We start from the raw sequence: 15537 nt of genomic DNA, 5'->3' as shown, positions 1-15537 counted from the left end.
TGCGAAGCCCCAAAAAACATTGATATGTTCTCCGGCCGACACAGCCCAAAATGTTATGAATATGTTTCCGAGAACAGGCAGTTCGAAAGACATTTCTCGAGTCATTGCGAGGCTGTCGCTTGGTTAGAATTAGGTTAAATTTCACATTCAGTAAGAAAAAAATAGTGAAATAACTCGAAATCAAGAGTATTTCACTATTTTTCATTAATTAATATAATAATGGAAAACTCGAAATGGGTAATTATTCAAGGCGCGCCAATAAATAGGTGCTGCTAGTTATTTTAATCAACATAAACATAATGATTTCCAGAATAAAGAGAATTTATTAACTGGTGCATCGAGGGCATTTCAAGCACTTAATATAAAAAATGAAAACAATGTATCTGTTTGATGTTGGAAAATATACAAAAAATCCTTTTCCTTTAGATATAAATTTAAATACATAAATCATTACAAACTAAAACCTACTCTTTTACTCATGGAAAAAGTGGGTTTTAGTTTGAAGTGAACATTTTTGAATTATTTGGAATTATTATTAAAAATAAATATAAATTTAGTTTGAACTTTAGGTCTTTCAATCGAATATCTAAAACAACAATTTTTCACCTTATTTCCGTTATTATTTTTATTGATGTTTATTATACTATTTTTTGAAATAAAAACCGTTGTGCCATATAATATTTTATTTTTCTCGAATCAATATCCTTATGTGAAAAAACTGTTAGATTGAAGATGTTTTATTATTTTTTCACCAATAATAACTTACTTTATATCTTCACTACCTCTATCACATGGTCAATAAATTTCTCTTTATCTTTTATATTAAAAACAATACAATAATCTTCCAAAAGTTCTTTAGCTATTTCAACTGTCATTTTATCGAATTGACTGGCGAAAAATGCAATTTGTTCAGATGTTGGATACCCGAATCTGTATGCTGATTTTTTATCCGCCAATAATTTTGGCACTTTAAATTTTTTCTCAGTTTCCATTATTGACAATTCAGATTTCATGCCTATATATGTATACCCACCAATAGATGCTCTCATTTCACAGACCAAACTATAAGCTAGTACCCTTTTTGAAAAAATTTTGAAAAGATTTTTTTGGCGAGTTTTGGTATCACCATTTTTAGAATGAGTTAGTTCGTGGGCAATCATGCATTTCACTAAATCAGTATCCATATAAACTAGTTTTGCAAGACTTTTATTTATCGTAATAATTACATTATGATCACTTGCATTTAACGACTTACTATTTCCAATAATTATTAGAGGGGGTGCTTTGACCCCCATTTGAAGAGCAATATTTTTATACATTTTTCTAACCTCTTTTTTATATGACATGTGTCTCTCCTCCTAAAGATAAAGTACATATAGTCATCCCTATTCTGATATCTAGTCAATACTAATTCCTTTTTTATCACACTTAACTAAATCTGTGTAGATGTTCACACCTTGTTCAGCCCATATCTTGTAACTGTTCATCATTGTTAAAGGTTTTAGTAAACTCATTCTATAGCTGTTTACAAAAAATTAAACAGTTTTAAGCCCTTATAATTATTTTAAATAAGCTTCTATCAAGTATTATTAAAGTTTACTCTACACAAAAATTTTCACTCCCTCTTATCAACTCTTTTTCAAAATAGATATAAAGGAAGAAAAACAAAAAATCAAAATTGGATTTGATTAGATTAAATTTTAGAAAAAGGGGTTTAATTTTTAGAATTATATTTAAGGTTTAATTATTTTAATCATAAAGCTATGAATATTACTAATACTTAAAGCTTTATAACAATATTTAAATTATTAATGTTATGAAACTCTCGGGAAGTGATCTTCGGAGTCTTTTTATTGGCACATCTAACTTCTAACCACAAAGAAGTGATTAAATAAAGATTAATTGGATTAAATTAATTTTGTACTTGAATCTCTAGTAGCGTCACCTTTTATGATGAATTTAGTTACTTAATTAAAAGGTAACAACTAAATAATTTACGCTATTGGAGGCACAGTATTATGAAAAAAGAGAGTCTATTAAATAGGGGATTGGCAAGTTTAATGCATTTGTTCTCGCTATTACTAACTTTTGTTTTACCTATATTAGTATACTTGGTATCAAAGAATAGAAATAAATATTTTTCCGACCATGCAAAAGAAGGAATGAACCTTCATTTTACTTTCTTCCCAGTCTTTTTGTTACTAACTTTTATTTCTAAAAAATGGAGCGCGGCTGCCGTTCTTTCTTTTGCACTTATTATACTTGAAACAATATTAATTATAATTGCAGCAATTTATACTTTAAGAGGAAAAAAGTTTTCTTACCCAGTTATACGTTACTTTAAAGTCTGAAAAATCAAGGGTTTTTAAGTTTCAATATAGGAACAAGAGGAGAGGGTAATATGTCGGGAAAAGGTATATTTACTATTGGGGAACTTGTGCAAAAGTCTGGTGTTAGCATTAGAACACTTAGATATTATGACAGTATAGGCCTACTTAAACCAAGTGATTATACAGAGGGTGGACATAGACTATATTCAAACGAGGATTTAACTATTCTACAAAACATTAAATCCTTGCAGTTTCTTGGATTATCCCTAAAAGATATTAAAATCATGCTTCAAAAAAACACTGTTAAAGGCGAGGCGATATTAAAATCTTTAAAATACCAAAAGCAGTTATTTGAAGCAAAAAAACTTGAGATTATTAATATATTATCAGATTTAAACCATCTTATTGAAACAATAGAAGATGAGGAAATCATCAATATTGAAATATTTTGTGCTATGCTTCAAAAATTAATGTTTGAAGAAGATACAGAAAAATGGTTTAAAGAGCACTTTTCTAAAGATATAACTGATGAATTATTTAATATAAATAAATCCGAAGAAATCGATTTAGATAAAAAATGGACTAAAGTTTTATCTGAAATCAAACATTTAAAGTTTACTGATGCTGTACCGTCTTCGAAAGAAACGCAAGAAACTATTGAAACACTGCTATTGCTTATGGATGAAACCTTGAAGGGAAATTTGGATTTGGTTGAAGAAAAGCTACCATCCACAGAATCATTTTCATTTCCTAATCCTTTTACAGAAAAGGAGCAAGAATTTTTAAAAGAAGCCATGGAGTTTTATAAAAAAAATTCAAACTAAATAGAGAGACTACATAATGTCTGATACATATGTTACAAATGTTCTAGATGTTCCAAAGCTTCTATTTTCTGCATACGGTAATGTAAACTTGGAGGTAGGAACGGGCGGTAAAGGTTTCCTCCCTTGGTATTTATCAAATCCTAATTATTAGGGCAAGACGAGAGTTAGCAAGTGCAGCAGATGAATTTAATCGAATGGAAGATGAAGTTCGAAATGCAGGTGATGCTCAACGAGGTTTTAATAATAATATCAGGGATGGAACAACCGCCGCTGATGGATTACTAAGCAAAATAATAGGTATTGCTGCAGCTTACTTATCATTTCAAACTGAAAAAAATATTGTAGCTTTATCTGATGAAATGATTAATACACAAGCTCGATTAGAGCTAATGAATGGTACTTATCATAAAAATGCAGAAGCCGCTGGTAGCATTAATAATATGTTAATGACAACAGCAGAGTTACAAGATATGATTTTCGATTCCGCGCAACGTACTTTTACATCCTATCAATCAACAGCAGATATGGTAGGTAAATTAGGGATGTAAGCATCAGGAGCATTTGCTAACACTACGGAGAGAGCAGATTAACAAAACATTTTCGATTGCTGGTACTTTAGTTGAAGGTGTTAATTCAGTCATGCTTCAATTGACTCAAGCAATGGCAGCAGGGAGATTGCAAGGTGAAGAACTAAATGCCATTTTAGATAATGCCCAACCATTTGTAGCAAATATTCAACGCTATTTAGAAGAAGCTATGAATATTGATGCTTCTAGAGGGTCGGGAAATAAGAAGTCAATCGGTGTTGAAATTTGCTACAGCAAAAGTGACGGAGCCCGATATGAGATAGCTGAAGAAAATGCAGTGCAGTATATTGCAAAATTACTCAAGGAGTATGGTTGGGGAATTGACCGAGTAAAACAACACTACGATTGGTTTAAAAAGAATTGTCCTCACCGCATCAGAGCCGAGGGCCGCTGGAATAGCTTCTTGAAACGAATTGAACAGGCTATGGAGCCAACAATGCCAACACAACCAAAGGAGGAACCACAAGTGACAAACACACTAACTTCGACAGCTAAAGAGGATTTAAGAGGTTATTAAAAGAGACTTATAAGCAAGGGATTTTAAAAGTAAATCACAGTGATAGAGTAGGCTCAATGACAGATGTCGAAGCGTTAGGATTGCTGATTTCGGTGGTTAAACGAACATTATAAAAAAGACCAAGAAAAAGACCAAGATAGCTTAATTGCCGTCTTGGTCCAAATTTTAAAAAAGTTTTTTTTAGAGTATTGTATTGTAAAAAATGATTTATGTATAACCCTATTCATACTTCTTTTTTGTAATCAATCCGAATTCATATTTAGCTTTTAACTTTCCATAATAAAATTCTAAAAGTACCCTGGAATTTTCTTCTACACCGTTTTCTCCTTTATAATTACGTTTGTCTCTATCCGAGTTCAATGGAGCACCTCCTACGATATTTATTACGGTTTCTTCACTCATTCCTATTTTAAGCTTTTGAAATTCTTCTGGCGTAATGGTTGAGATCTGTTTTGTCGGCTTCTCTTCTTCTGAAAAAATCAATACCATAGATTGTCCAAATATCCATACTCCTAACATACTAATCAAAATTAATGCTAATTTTTTTGGCCATTTTGATGGGGTAACCTCTCTATAATAATAGGGTTTTTTTTCTGTTTCTAACATTGTTTCTACAGGAACATATTCCTTAATAATTTTTTCTGTCCTTATCGTGTAATCTTCCGATACTGACCCACAATATTCACATACGTATATATTCTTGTCTTCCTTATAAACTTTTTTATATGAATTTGTGGCAAAACAGTTAGGGCAATTTTTCATAATTTCCCCTCCTTAACTTTTGATGAACTATTTTCCATTTTAAGAAATTTAATCATGTATGTACATAACAAAAATGCCCAAGTACTCAATTAATTTTGTTAAGGGAGTGTAGAGGTTGAAAGAACAACTAATGCAACGTAATCAATTAGTTAACATGATGTATGTATCAAAATGTGGCGAAATCACAAAAAGACGAGTCAAAATAATAAAAGTCGTCGGTGATTCGTTTCAAGCGTTCTGTTTTACAAGACATGCAAAGCGTACATTTACTATCAATAATGTTTTAGCGGTTGTTCCAGTCCTTCATAAAAAGCGTAAAGTAGTATGATTAGCTTTGAACAAAGGCGACTACTTCATAAATTTGTGGTTTATGATATGGCCGTTCAATCTTTACAGCGAGACTATAAGGTGATTGAAAACCTTAAAATGAGCAAAGTATATTTGCCTATACTTGATAAGCTTTTAGACGACATATCACAAGAATGTTACAACGCTAAGACATTGTTGGCCAAAGATAAAATTAGAGTAGTGCGTTGGGAAAAGACTGATGAATACTTTAGCGATTTCGTTGTTGCCACAGCTGGCGATGATCAAGTGTTTACTTATTTATGGCATTGAAAACGCAGGTGGAAAAATTATTATTAAGTTACCAAAATAAATAACCAAGATAGTTTAATTGCCCCTTTAGATATGTTTTGTCTAAAGGGGTTTCTGCTACAATATCTTTTTTAATCAACATGTTCAGTTTAATAATTACTTTACGATCTATCACTAAAAATTATTTACATAGCACTTTTTACTCCTTATAAAATTAAGTTCATATTTGATTTGCCACGCCCCATTTGCACATTTCCTCTAATATTGGCATTAAACTCTTTCCTTTTGGCGTTAAGGAGTATTCCACTTTTGGAGGGATTTGAGGGTATTCTTTTCTGTGAACAATTCCAGAGTTCTCTAGTTCGCTTAACTGAGAACTTAACATTTTGTGAGTGATAGCAGGAATTTTCCGCTTTAACTCTCCATAACGTAAAATCGTATCGGAAGATAATTCATACATTATTTTCATTTTCCACTTGCCACCTATTAACGATAATGTGAAGTCAAATGGTCTTTGTTTGTTGCGCCTCATAAAATTATTACTTGATTCCGGCAATAACATCACTCTCCTTTAAGTAAGTATCTAACAAAAAAGTGCATACTAGTTTTATTTGTATTCGAGTTTATAATTTAGGATGGGTTCATGAGTATTTCAGAATTCTATAATAATTCTATTATAGATTCGACATATTACTTAATCAAATATAGTTGAAGGAGAATGAATAGATGTCTAAAGAACAGAAACTCATATTTAATACAAATGATTTGAGCGAGGATGAGATGTATAAATTGTTAATTGGCTCTGTGATACCAAGACCGATTGCATGGGTTTCATCAATAAGTAAGGATGGCATTTTAAATTTAGCGCCATTCAGTTTTTTTACTGTAGCTTCTCGAAATCCACCAACACTTTTGATCTCAATAGGACCGGGCGTTAATGAACGAAAGGGAAGCATTAAGGATACGTTAACGAACATTCGCGAAGTGAAAGAATATATAATTAATATGGTACCTGAGCCGCTTGGGGAAGCGATGCATCGTTCATCGGCTAGTGTAGAGCCAGAGAAAAATGAGTTTGAGCTTGCAGGAGTGACTGTTCGGAATGGTAAACTTTTGAATGTACCAGCAGTGCTAGAAGCGCCAATCTCAATAGAACTTAAGTTAGACCAAATTATTCCTGTCGGTGGAGATTATCTAGTGCTTGGAAAAGTTGAATGTGTCCAAATAGATGAAGCAATCTATGCAGGAAACTATAAAATAGCTATCGATAAGTGGAAGCCGCTTGCTAGTTTGGCAGGAGACTTTGCCGGACTAATGCCTTCATTTTCATATGGGCAGAAAGGTACATAAATCATTTTGTAAGAAAATCCTATTACAATGCTGGTAGGAAAACAATTGAGCAAAGGTAAATACAAGCCACTCGCTAATGTCGAGTTTGGATTCAAACCTGAAGAAAAGGAAGCTTTTCGTCAATTAGCCAAACAAATTACAACAAAGGTTGACCGCAATACGACTTGGTTGGAACCAAATTTAAATTGTAAGGTTCAACATCTAGAGAAAACTAACACAGGCTCTCTAAGAACAGTATCGTTTAAAGGGTTTAGTTTTGAAAAGACTAAGATAATATTGGAACACTTAAAAAGTCACTCATAAAAAAATGAGTGATTTTCTTCTATCTATTATATTTGTTGTCTGTGAAGGTTATTTATAATGCATTTCACTAAGAATTAAAAGCAACCAAAGCAACAAAAAAGCAACCAAAAATCTGAATGCAAGTGAATTTCGGTGAAATCGAAACATTATACAACCACATAAAACCTTGCTATAATAGGCTTTGCGAATACATATGAAAGAGGGTAAAAAGATGAACGCTTACGATGAATATATGAAGCAAGTGGTAAAACCGATGCGTGAGGAATTAGTGGGGGCAGGGTTTAGTGAGCTTACGACTGCAGATGCAGTGAATGAATTTATGGCGGAGGCTAAGGGCACGTCATTAGTGGTTATTAATTCAGTGTGTGGTTGTGCAGCTGGATTAGCACGACCAGCAGCGCGTGAAGCAGTTGCGGCAGTGAAGCCAGATAATTTAGTAACGGTGTTTGCAGGACAAGATCCTGAAGCAACTGCAACAATGCGTGGTTTCTTTGAGGATGTACCGCCTAGCTCACCATCGATGGCGATTTTAAAAGATGGCGAATTAGCTTACTTTATTGCACGTGAGCAAATTGAAGGCTTCCCAGTGGAGCAAATTACAGCGCATTTGACGGGTGTTTTAGAGCAAACATGCGAGAAATAACAACAATTGTCACTACAGCGGGCAGACCAGACGACGTGTCGATGGCGCTCGCTGCTTTTGCGTGCAAAAATTTAAATATCTCTTTTGAACCTCGCAAAAAGCGCTCTGTGCGAAAAATTTCGCACGAAATACAGGCCAATGTGATCGTCGCTGGGAAAAATCGTTATGACTATTATGCGTTTGAAGCGAGTGAGCCGTTTTTCTTTCATCCGAATTCCGCAGCTTTTCGTTTAAAGCGTGTGGCTCGTGGAGAGACTGACCCGTTTTTAGAGGCAATGCAGCTTATAACAGGGGATTCGGTGCTAGATTGTACGCTTGGTCTTGCGGCTGATGCAATGCTTGCGGCTTACACGGTGGGAGGTGCGGGCCGTGTAATTGGGACTGAAGCAAATCCGAACATAGCCTTTATTGTGGAACAGGGCATGCAGACCTATGATACGTCTGAGTTACCATTAACAGCTTGTATGCGACAAATAGAAGTCGTACAGGCGGAAGCGGTAACCTATTTGAGATCATTACCAGATAATGCATTCGATGTTGTATATATGGATCCGATGTTTGAAGAAATCATTGAAGAGGCTAATAATTTTCAAGCATTACGATCGGCTGGAGAGCATTTAACATTAACCGAAGAGTGGGTAAGTGAAGCAAGACGTGTGGCTAAAAAGCGTGTAGTGCTAAAAGCGCATTTTCGTTCGGAATGGTTTGAAACATATGGTTTTCAACAGTTAACGAGGATAACCGCGAAATTCCATTATGGGGTTCTTGAGGCCTGAAAGTTTTAGACAATAGGAACGGTGGTTTACATATAAAAAATCAATTGATGCTTCGTCAATCTCTTAATGTAGATGTTGAAGTAATTGCAGAATTAAGGGCAGAGGTACTGAGATGATTAAACAAGATTGTGCACACATGATGAAGTGAAGATAAGGCAACGTTCGCTATGCTTTCGATTTGTCCTATAAGTGGATTATAGAAATAGACACTTCATTCGCTGAATATGTGGCATTTAAACCAACGACTGAGCTTGATTATTGAGCATTTTTATCTAAAGCCCTGATTTTCACAAAATGAAGTCCATGGCAAATGTGTATCTTTTAATGTCTTACAAGGAAGTTCTGCTAGACGTCTGTATGAGCGATTAGGATTTTATATATAATTTTTTATAGGAATGATAAGGGGGGAGGTTCTTTGCAACTAACCCTCTTTTAATTATGAAAAATATGAATTATGGTAATATAAAACAATTTTAACCTTGAATAAAAATCTTTTGTCCTCTCTCGTTGAATAGTATTGCAATAAAATCCTTACCTGAGAGCTATTGGAGTTGGGATTAGAAAGGTAAGTGGCAAAATGATCTACGATTATTACCAAGAAAATAGCGGATATGTATCGATTTGGCTTGGCAATTTTAGCGATAATGAACAGTTAAATCAATGATTATCTCGAAACAGTATATCAAGTTGAGGGAGAGCATGATGAGGATTTCGCGAAAAAGTTAGCACAACTCTTCGTGGTCAGAAATCAAAAACGACCTTATGAACGAGAATTTAGAGAGCTCTATGATGAATTTTACAATCAGTTTGCCTAAGATTTTGGCTTAACCTTTGAAGAGGATTTTCGTGAGGCAGTCTGTTATGCAATAGCTTCAAATAAACTTGATCAATTAATACATGATGATTTTTCCTATGCAGAACAGTTTAAAAAGCTAATGATAAGCAAGGTAGGAATGACCTGCCAACAGCCTATAATACAATCATTTTACTATATGATGAGTATTATGAGGGACTTTCAGTTTAGAATTTTTAGGTTTGATACAACTGGAAGAAGAATGAGTAAGGAGTTACTAATAATTTATTAGATCCAAAAAACTAATTCTCAAATGGAAGGGTCGATTTTGATGGCATATGATAAAGCAAAATGGCATTTCGATGCAGAGGATTTTCCGAGTAATCTGGCTATTACGCAGGGAGGGGTTCATATCGCCTTTTTTTATCGCTGGATGCTAGAGAATGATTTTGCTAGTGATGAATTATTCGAGGATGCAAAGGAAGAGAAAAACCTGATAAAAGCAGGGCAATATAGTGTTTTGAATTTCCTATTTGAGTTTTTAGACGGAGTATTGTTAGATGAGGATTTGAATGATTCGGGTGCGGATTTTGCGAATCATTATTATGAGGACAAAAATAACTTTGGCCATTATTTAAGTGACTATAGTCACCTCGATTTTGAGCATTTACCAGACATGGATGATAGGCTTTATGGTGTAATGTATTCAGAGGCGAATTACAAAAAAGTCAAAGAAGTGATGGATAGACGCTATAAGGAATTTTTAACATGGAAAATAACGTGATGGATAGAGCGAAAGTACAGTAGTCACAAAGAGTTTTAAAAGTTCTTTGCAGTATTTTAAATATAATTTTACTTTTCTTAAATGTTATGATATAATGATTTGGTGCTATTTTAGGTAGCGAATTTCTGTAATCTGGCATTCTGCTTTTTGTTTTTTAGGATACTTATTCACACTGGCGCATGCTTTGGGGCTGCAAGGACGCAAAAGAAGGTTGGGTTTGCGTTGCTTAAGTTAGAAGGCACACAGTGGAATTTTACCGCGGTAAGGAAACAATGACGTTTCTAGATATTATTCCCCAGATGATTGGGTTGAGACTTTATAATTTACAAAAATGTTACCTATTAAATACTAAAGGGGTGGCTTCGCTTATAGCGGGGGCTGCCCCTTGCCTAATTTATCTTGCAATAATACAATTCATGGGTTCATCAAATAAGCTCAGTAAAGAAGAATTTAATATGAGGTATTGATCAAGCATCTCTAAGTTGATTTTTGACTAAAAGATGCTTTTTTGCATTGTCAATCATATGTCGACGCTATCATTAAGAATAGATGATAATTACCATAAAGCGATTGGATTATATTACCGTTTACGCCATTTAAAATTTACGTAATAATAAAATATAGAATGTTAGAAAAAATCAAATTTTTGCTATAAAGGTGGGGCTGGAATATGGAAAATGTGAAGACTACATCAAGTAAGGTATTACAGCATTTGGAAACATTGGCTACAGAAAAAGGCGAGAGTCTTGATGCACTGCTAGGACTTTATGTTCAAGAAAGATTGTTATATAGATTATCTGTATCCCCATATCAAGAACGATTTTTGCTAAAAGATGATGTGTTGTTATTTGCATTAACAAATGGCGCAGTAAAAACATCCCGAGAGATGGCTCTGGCAGCAAAACAAATGCCTAAGGATATGACGATTATCAAGCAAGCGATTATTGAAATTTGTTCGATTCACTCCCACGAAGACGGTATTCACTTTCTTGAAGATAAATTCGAGTTTACCTGGGAAAATGAAGAGATTCAAGTTAATATGCCGGTTACACTCGCTCAAACCAAAACATACATAGAAGTAAGCATTAGCTTTGGAGACAGTCTTCCACTGACACCAAAAATAATGGCGTTTCCATCATTATTGGATATGCCATCACCAATGATTTTAGTGTATCCAACAGCCTTCATGATTGCAGAAAAGTTTGAAAAAATGACTAGTTTGCCAGCTTCAGATTGTCGAATGAAAGATTTTTATGATATTTATATGCTGTCAACTACGCAAAAAATTGAGGGACGTGTATTGCAGGAAGCTATTGCAGAAACATTTGATAACCATAGAACAACTTTAGAAAAAGATCATCCGGTATTTTCCAAGCATTTTTATCTAGATACCCAACGAAATAAAGCCTGGCTAGCTTTTATTGGACAACAGCCATTAAAGTTTGAAGAAGTTATGAAACGTATCCAAACACTTCTATGGCCAATTTATAATGAAATGGTGAAGGAAGATGAATTTTTCAAAAATTGGGATAATACACCACAACATTGGACATAAAAATGAAAAGACCGCGAGCTCTGTGAAGATCGCGGTCTTTTAGTGAAAATGAATTAGTCCGTGAAGCATAAAGATGATAAATAACCTAACATTATTAAAAGTCCAATACCCATTGCGATTGACATGCTTTGTACCTCCTTTAAAAAACGACACATTTATACATAAATATTGTACAATGAATTATAGAAATATGAAACCTTTTATTGGGCTAAACGTATATATAGATAGAATAATTACCAAATTGTACATAAAGAGAAGGTGTTAATTAATGAAAAAGTGGGTTCAAAAAAGTATCGTAATCATGGTTGCGTTTTTAACATTTGGATTAATTACGCCAACACATGAAATATGGGATGCATTCGACCAAAATTCGTCAAATCGTGCCGCTATCGGGCCGTCATCTGGGACAAGCACTGCTGTAGCTGCTGAACCAGATTCAAATCAAGAAGAAGATACCGAATTATATCAAGAAGCGATTGACTACGGTGCATTACTAATTGATGCAGCAAAAGAGCAATCGTACATAAAGTTTGGCACAAAGATTGGGCCGAAAATTAGCAATGAATTTGATGCCATTATCTTTCCGAAAATGGAAGAAGCGATAGCTATGACAGTGGCAAGCTTAGACGATGGATCATTGGCGTCTCTATCAATCACAGAAAGACCAAGTGGCAACTATGGTGAAAAAATTTTCAATATTACTAACAGTCAAACAGGATCGGATTTAATCCGCTTCCATGTACGTACGGAGAAACGACCTCAAGAAGGTTATTATTATAATTTTCACTACCACAGTGCCGAAGACGACTTTATGGCACATAATAACTTAGGCGATATTTACTGGGAAAAGAACACACCACCGAAATGGTTATCATAAAAATCACGAAACACTCGTTTAAAATACGAGTGTTTTTTTATTCGTAAACACCGGTATATCAACGTTTATACTGATTTTCTAAGTGATTATATTTATATCTTATATGGGTAGGAGAGAGAGAAAAAAGGCGAGTGCCCCAAAAAGTGCCCCAATATCATCGTTTTTTGATTTCCTCAGATTCTTCAAATGAACTCAAATTAATAATTTCATCCATTAAATTAGATGCGTGTACTTCATCTTTTTCAAATGAATGTGCATACACTTTATAAATCGTTTCAGGAGTATCACCTACTAAAGCTGCAACTGTGGATATAGGGATATTATTGGATAACTGTATCGTAACAAATGTGTACTGTAAGTAGTGAGGTGTAAAGTGAGTGGATGGTTAACACAGTAAAGGAACTTCGTAACGGGTTGATTGTCGGAGCAAAAACAGCGCAGTACGGGATTGTAGCGACTTTACCAAAGGCAGCAGGAGGCATAAGAGATCTGATTATGTCTGAGGTCGCTAGACGCTTGAAACATATCAAACGAATTAAAGAGTATGAGCATAAGATAACAGTGGTGCAAGAACGTATTGATAAGGTGCATACGCCGCGTGAAATCGAAGTACTGTTTTGGTTGTTGGAAGGCAGTTCAATGCGCTGGATAGGTCAGCATATGGCTTTATCAGCAACAAGCATTGGACGTATTAAGAATAACATTGTAAATCAGATGATGGCATGATGTAGGGGCCTTGTGCTATGGAATATATTGTGAAAAATTACAGAATGATTCAAAAGAAAGGGATTGAAGTGGTAAGACAGGGGAGTTTTTTTGATTAAATCTTAAATAGATGCTAACTGACATAGAGAAGGAAGGTACATTCTAGTTATATTAGAATGTACCTTCCTTCTCTTATTTTGGTATCTGTATTTCGATTATTCCTAAAGGTATACCAAACGCAGTAGTTCGCACTCCTAATCTTATGAACCAACCTTCTGGTAATGTATCTATCCCGTATTTTTTATATACAGATATTGGAGTTATCCCGATATCTTTGTCCTCAGAGTCATGAAGGAAAGTTATAGTATTAGCTAGATCAGATTTCCAAAGGTAGCAGTCACCTTTACTACCAGAATCTAACCAATCTTGGATTATAGGTAATATTTCATCTGAATTGGATCTTATTTGTTCAACTTGGTCTTTCAGTACATTATCTATCTCTATTTGCGGTAACATCGTATGTATGACATCTAAAGAATCTTCAAGTGATTTATCATTTAGATAATCAAAGCTAATATTAAACCATTCATAGTTATCTTTTGGGAAAGTACTTAAAGACATTTTCATACTATACCCTAGATAATCTCCAATTATTGTAGAAGATGTTGTATCGTCTGATAACATTACACTAGACGCACTCAATGTTTCAAATACAGGATTATAATTAAGTCCATATCCCTTTTGTAACAAAGAAGTTAGAATGTCATTAGCATAAAAATCTCTAAATAGTTGTGATCTACTCCAATACTCAGGAAATTGTCTAGAAAAATTTTTCTCGTTTCTATCCAAAAAACCCTTATCAGCTAACCATTTCATGTACTCCTTATTTTTAATGATATTAATAGCCTCTACACCTGTCATATCCTTCGTAGGAACTTCATCCGTGTAAAATTTCTTCGCCTGTAACCTGTTGCGCTTCAGTTTTCTGTAATGCGCGATAAAGGAACGATGCGAATTGTTGACGTGTTACATTTTCATATGGAGAGAAAGTAGTGGGTGTCGTCCCTGTCGTAATTTCCAATTCATATAATACTGTCGCATATTTCTCGAACCATTGATCTGTAGTATCATGGAAAGGACTTTTTCCTACCTTAGTTACATCTAGCCCTAATGCTTCAATTAAGATTTTTGCCATTTGTCCACGAGAAATATTATTTCCGCCCGAGAAATTTCCTTGTGAACCGTCAATCACTCCTGCTTCATAAGCAGATACGATATCCTCATAATACTTATTAGACTTGTCTACATCCTTAAAGCCACTGTAAGAACGTATTTTTTCTAATTTAAATGTTCGATTTAACCATACAACCGCTTGTTCACGAGTAAGTGCTTGTGTTGGTTTAAATGTCCCATCACTTGAATCTATAACACCTTGTGACGCCAATGTTAAAATGGCTGTTACATGTGTATTTTTTGAATCAACATCTGCGAGTGACGTATTTACTTGAGTTGTAGAAGATACTTTTGGTGTCGCAGTGAAACTATAGTTATACACCGCTTTAACTGGTTCTATTGTAACGAATATTGCCATAATAGCTATAAAAAATACAGTAAATATAAATCTTCCCTTGTTCGTTTTGAGCCTACTAAAGAATAAAAAATGATTATCTATAGGTATTTTATATTAATATGTTTGCCAAGTATATGAGGAATGAGGATTTATAAGGGTAATATGGTTATTTTATGAATAATTAATACATAAAAGAGGTTGTTTTGTTCTGTTTTTTACAGTATTTTGCATAACTTCCCACGTTTATGAAAGACAGTGATATAACATTACCTATTAAGGTATAACGAACAATGTAATGCTTGTTAAAAATGTGATAGACATTACAAACGTTACATATGTTATATTCGTTCACTTAGTGCATTAAGTATCCATATGCGAAATAATTGGAGGCAGGACGGCGCGGGTAAGTTCTTTTCCCAGTATTTTTAAAAATAATTAATTACCAGGAAAGACAGACCGACGAACGACCAGCGCTTGACAGGCTAGTCCGGAGCGTGACAAACATGGCCGGCCCATATTTTTTAAAAGATTAGGTATCTGAATCAATTTCATAATACGTATTTT

Annotated in this window: 20 protein-coding genes; 15 read left to right on the top strand and 5 right to left on the bottom strand. The window is 34.3% G+C overall.

All coding sequences use genetic code 11. From position 1 onward, the window contains the following. Nucleotides 1-767 precede the first annotated feature (767 nt). Complete coding sequence (locus ACOMCU_RS24655) at nt 768-1346, bottom strand: hypothetical protein (RefSeq protein ID WP_421051742.1); 579 nt, start codon at nt 1344-1346, stop codon at nt 768-770. A 672-nt stretch (nt 1347-2018) separates the two neighbouring features. Here ACOMCU_RS24655 and ACOMCU_RS24650 point away from each other — a divergent pair. From ACOMCU_RS24650 to ACOMCU_RS24630, 5 genes are read left to right on the top strand one after another with little or no spacing between them, the layout of a single operon-like run. Further along, on the top strand, nt 2019-2351 hold the full coding sequence (locus tag ACOMCU_RS24650; RefSeq protein WP_010859542.1) for a DUF4870 domain-containing protein: 333 nt from the start codon (nt 2019-2021) through the stop codon (nt 2349-2351). A 50-nt stretch (nt 2352-2401) separates the two neighbouring features. Beyond that, complete coding sequence (locus ACOMCU_RS24645; protein WP_421051741.1) at nt 2402-3154, top strand: MerR family transcriptional regulator; 753 nt, start codon at nt 2402-2404, stop codon at nt 3152-3154. Nucleotides 3155-3170: 16 nt separating this feature from the next. Then, nucleotides 3171-3305: a hypothetical protein gene (locus tag ACOMCU_RS24640; RefSeq protein WP_268891034.1), complete on the top strand. Its 135-nt coding sequence runs from the start codon at nt 3171-3173 to the stop codon at nt 3303-3305. Nucleotides 3306-3348: 43 nt separating this feature from the next. Then, nucleotides 3349-3702: a hypothetical protein gene (locus tag ACOMCU_RS24635; protein ID WP_421051740.1), complete on the top strand. Its 354-nt coding sequence runs from the start codon at nt 3349-3351 to the stop codon at nt 3700-3702. A gap of 13 nt (nt 3703-3715) precedes the next feature. Then, complete coding sequence (locus tag ACOMCU_RS24630; protein ID WP_421051739.1) at nt 3716-4258, top strand: tape measure protein; 543 nt, start codon at nt 3716-3718, stop codon at nt 4256-4258. Between the two features lie 219 nt (nt 4259-4477). Here the strand turns inward: ACOMCU_RS24630 and ACOMCU_RS24625 are convergent, their stop codons facing one another. Next, nucleotides 4478-5020 (bottom strand): TFIIB-type zinc ribbon-containing protein, encoded by a 543-nt coding sequence (locus tag ACOMCU_RS24625; protein WP_421051737.1) that lies wholly within the window; start codon nt 5018-5020, stop codon nt 4478-4480. 115 nt (nt 5021-5135) lie between these two features. Between ACOMCU_RS24625 and ACOMCU_RS24620 the strand changes: the two genes are divergently transcribed. Both ACOMCU_RS24620 and ACOMCU_RS24615 read left to right on the top strand, forming a co-directional pair. Continuing rightward, nucleotides 5136-5348 (top strand): hypothetical protein, encoded by a 213-nt coding sequence (locus ACOMCU_RS24620; protein WP_010859537.1) that lies wholly within the window; start codon nt 5136-5138, stop codon nt 5346-5348. Further along, on the top strand, nt 5345-5638 hold the full coding sequence (locus ACOMCU_RS24615; RefSeq protein WP_421051735.1) for an aconitate hydratase: 294 nt from the start codon (nt 5345-5347) through the stop codon (nt 5636-5638). The genes ACOMCU_RS24620 and ACOMCU_RS24615 overlap by 4 nt, the downstream gene beginning before the upstream one ends. Nucleotides 5639-5837: 199 nt before the next feature. Here ACOMCU_RS24615 and ACOMCU_RS24610 read toward each other — a convergent pair whose 3' ends face one another. Next, a complete protein-coding gene (locus tag ACOMCU_RS24610; protein ID WP_421051733.1) occupies nt 5838-6179 on the bottom strand; it encodes a winged helix-turn-helix transcriptional regulator in 342 nt (113 codons plus the stop codon). A 164-nt stretch (nt 6180-6343) separates the two neighbouring features. Between ACOMCU_RS24610 and ACOMCU_RS24605 the strand changes: the two genes are divergently transcribed. The 8 genes from ACOMCU_RS24605 to ACOMCU_RS24570 all read left to right on the top strand — a co-directional run bounded on the left by ACOMCU_RS24605 (nt 6344) and on the right by ACOMCU_RS24570 (nt 13424). After that, nucleotides 6344-6967 (top strand): flavin reductase family protein, encoded by a 624-nt coding sequence (locus tag ACOMCU_RS24605; RefSeq protein ID WP_421051732.1) that lies wholly within the window; start codon nt 6344-6346, stop codon nt 6965-6967. Nucleotides 6968-7012: 45 nt separating this feature from the next. Next, on the top strand, nt 7013-7270 hold the full coding sequence (locus ACOMCU_RS24600; RefSeq protein WP_421051731.1) for a hypothetical protein: 258 nt from the start codon (nt 7013-7015) through the stop codon (nt 7268-7270). 211 nt (nt 7271-7481) lie between these two features. Beyond that, the gene (locus tag ACOMCU_RS24595; RefSeq protein WP_010859532.1) at nt 7482-7913 is read left to right on the top strand and encodes a BrxA/BrxB family bacilliredoxin; all 432 of its coding nucleotides are present in this window, start codon (nt 7482-7484) and stop codon (nt 7911-7913) included. Then, on the top strand, nt 7901-8689 hold the full coding sequence (locus tag ACOMCU_RS24590) for a class I SAM-dependent methyltransferase (RefSeq protein WP_421051730.1): 789 nt from the start codon (nt 7901-7903) through the stop codon (nt 8687-8689). Before ACOMCU_RS24595 ends, ACOMCU_RS24590 begins: the two co-directional genes overlap by 13 nt. A 1124-nt stretch (nt 8690-9813) precedes the next feature. Beyond that, nucleotides 9814-10266 (top strand): hypothetical protein, encoded by a 453-nt coding sequence (locus ACOMCU_RS24585; protein ID WP_421051729.1) that lies wholly within the window; start codon nt 9814-9816, stop codon nt 10264-10266. 670 nt (nt 10267-10936) lie between these two features. After that, nucleotides 10937-11821 (top strand): nucleotidyl transferase AbiEii/AbiGii toxin family protein, encoded by an 885-nt coding sequence (locus tag ACOMCU_RS24580; protein WP_421051728.1) that lies wholly within the window; start codon nt 10937-10939, stop codon nt 11819-11821. Between the two features lie 268 nt (nt 11822-12089). Beyond that, nucleotides 12090-12698 carry a YpjP family protein gene (locus ACOMCU_RS24575; RefSeq protein WP_219361834.1) on the top strand — a complete coding sequence of 203 codons (609 nt, stop codon included), beginning with the start codon at nt 12090-12092 and terminating at the stop codon, nt 12696-12698. A gap of 381 nt (nt 12699-13079) precedes the next feature. Continuing rightward, nucleotides 13080-13424 carry a hypothetical protein gene (locus ACOMCU_RS24570; RefSeq protein ID WP_421051727.1) on the top strand — a complete coding sequence of 115 codons (345 nt, stop codon included), beginning with the start codon at nt 13080-13082 and terminating at the stop codon, nt 13422-13424. 171 nt (nt 13425-13595) lie between these two features. On the opposite strand, the gene ACOMCU_RS24565 is transcribed toward ACOMCU_RS24570, so the two are convergent. Together ACOMCU_RS24565 and ACOMCU_RS24560 are read right to left on the bottom strand one after the other, a co-directional pair. After that, the gene (locus ACOMCU_RS24565; RefSeq protein WP_421051725.1) at nt 13596-14279 is read right to left on the bottom strand and encodes a hypothetical protein; all 684 of its coding nucleotides are present in this window, start codon (nt 14277-14279) and stop codon (nt 13596-13598) included. 61 nt (nt 14280-14340) lie between these two features. Then, nucleotides 14341-14994, bottom strand: a complete 654-nt coding sequence (locus tag ACOMCU_RS24560; RefSeq protein ID WP_421051724.1) for an S-layer homology domain-containing protein — start codon at nt 14992-14994, stop codon at nt 14341-14343. Nucleotides 14995-15537 lie beyond the last annotated feature (543 nt).

This window comes from Lysinibacillus sp. UGB7 (assembly GCF_049058285.1).
GTDB classification, from domain to species: Bacteria; Bacillota; Bacilli; order Bacillales_A; family Planococcaceae; genus Lysinibacillus; species Lysinibacillus sphaericus_B.
Note: the sequence above shows the minus strand (reverse complement) of the source record. Positions and strands in the feature narration are given on the sequence as shown.

Excerpts from the sequence above, each read along its gene's own strand:
- ACOMCU_RS24565 (WP_421051725.1), bottom strand. The coding sequence starts at position 14,279 with ATGAAATGGTTAGCTGATAAGGGTTTTTTGGATAGAAACGAGAAAAAT.
- ACOMCU_RS24570 (WP_421051727.1), top strand. The coding sequence starts at position 13,080 with ATGGTTAACACAGTAAAGGAACTTCGTAACGGGTTGATTGTCGGAGCA.
- ACOMCU_RS24635 (WP_421051740.1), top strand. The coding sequence starts at position 3,349 with ATGGAAGATGAAGTTCGAAATGCAGGTGATGCTCAACGAGGTTTTAAT.
- ACOMCU_RS24595 (WP_010859532.1), top strand. The coding sequence starts at position 7,482 with ATGAACGCTTACGATGAATATATGAAGCAAGTGGTAAAACCGATGCGT.
- ACOMCU_RS24575 (WP_219361834.1), top strand. The coding sequence starts at position 12,090 with ATGAAAAAGTGGGTTCAAAAAAGTATCGTAATCATGGTTGCGTTTTTA.
- ACOMCU_RS24610 (WP_421051733.1), bottom strand. The coding sequence starts at position 6,179 with ATGTTATTGCCGGAATCAAGTAATAATTTTATGAGGCGCAACAAACAA.
- ACOMCU_RS24585 (WP_421051729.1), top strand. The coding sequence starts at position 9,814 with ATGGCATATGATAAAGCAAAATGGCATTTCGATGCAGAGGATTTTCCG.
- ACOMCU_RS24605 (WP_421051732.1), top strand. The coding sequence starts at position 6,344 with ATGTCTAAAGAACAGAAACTCATATTTAATACAAATGATTTGAGCGAG.
- ACOMCU_RS24560 (WP_421051724.1), bottom strand. The coding sequence starts at position 14,994 with ATGGCAATATTCGTTACAATAGAACCAGTTAAAGCGGTGTATAACTAT.
- ACOMCU_RS24590 (WP_421051730.1), top strand. The coding sequence starts at position 7,901 with ATGCGAGAAATAACAACAATTGTCACTACAGCGGGCAGACCAGACGAC.
- ACOMCU_RS24655 (WP_421051742.1), bottom strand. The coding sequence starts at position 1,346 with ATGTCATATAAAAAAGAGGTTAGAAAAATGTATAAAAATATTGCTCTT.
- ACOMCU_RS24645 (WP_421051741.1), top strand. The coding sequence starts at position 2,402 with ATGTCGGGAAAAGGTATATTTACTATTGGGGAACTTGTGCAAAAGTCT.
- ACOMCU_RS24650 (WP_010859542.1), top strand. The coding sequence starts at position 2,019 with ATGAAAAAAGAGAGTCTATTAAATAGGGGATTGGCAAGTTTAATGCAT.
- ACOMCU_RS24625 (WP_421051737.1), bottom strand. The coding sequence starts at position 5,020 with ATGAAAAATTGCCCTAACTGTTTTGCCACAAATTCATATAAAAAAGTT.
- ACOMCU_RS24640 (WP_268891034.1), top strand. The coding sequence starts at position 3,171 with ATGTCTGATACATATGTTACAAATGTTCTAGATGTTCCAAAGCTTCTA.
- ACOMCU_RS24580 (WP_421051728.1), top strand. The coding sequence starts at position 10,937 with ATGGAAAATGTGAAGACTACATCAAGTAAGGTATTACAGCATTTGGAA.
- ACOMCU_RS24615 (WP_421051735.1), top strand. The coding sequence starts at position 5,345 with ATGATTAGCTTTGAACAAAGGCGACTACTTCATAAATTTGTGGTTTAT.